Here is a 577-nt window from a genome sequence, read left to right on the forward strand (position 1 = left end):
CAGATCGATAAGTACCAGGTGGGTGTCCGTCTGGAGTGCCACTTCAAAGGTCGCTCTTACATCAAAAATCACTGGTCGCGCTCCTTGTAAAAAGTGGGCATTCAGCACCACCTATCCTATTCCAAAAACTCTACTTTTTCAAAGATACATTTTAATAAGTAGAACAACAGCAAGAAGAACTTAAATTTATTTACCGTAATTATCATAATTACGGTAATACGGTAATACGGTAATTTTACAGATTTAGATGGAATGGTATAAGATGTCTCGCTGGAACATACTTGCTGAAAAAACGCTTAACAACGATAGTGAAAACATCATGTACAGGTGCGAGAGATAATATGTATAAGAGCCTTGAAGATCTGATGGCGGGTATTTACGAGATGGCAGCGCCAGATGGCATCATCTGTAACGAGGTTTCCAAATTCCTTGCGGCCAACCAGGTCAAGCCGGAAGACATAAGCTCTGGGATCTGGTTTTTCCTGTGGCTGAAATCAGCTCCCAAGGATGCGAAGCCAATCCAAAAAGAAATCCCCGGATTTGGAGTTGTTCTCAACATGCCGACTTATGGCGGAAC

At 42.3% G+C, this 577-nt stretch carries 1 pseudogene; it reads left to right on the forward strand.

The window, feature by feature from the left end:
• Positions 1 to 281: 281 nt before the first annotated feature.
• A pseudogene (locus tag R7P74_RS28105) lies at positions 282 to 577 on the forward strand (hypothetical protein); the annotation flags it as partial.

The organism is Vibrio sp. 2033 (assembly GCF_033339735.1).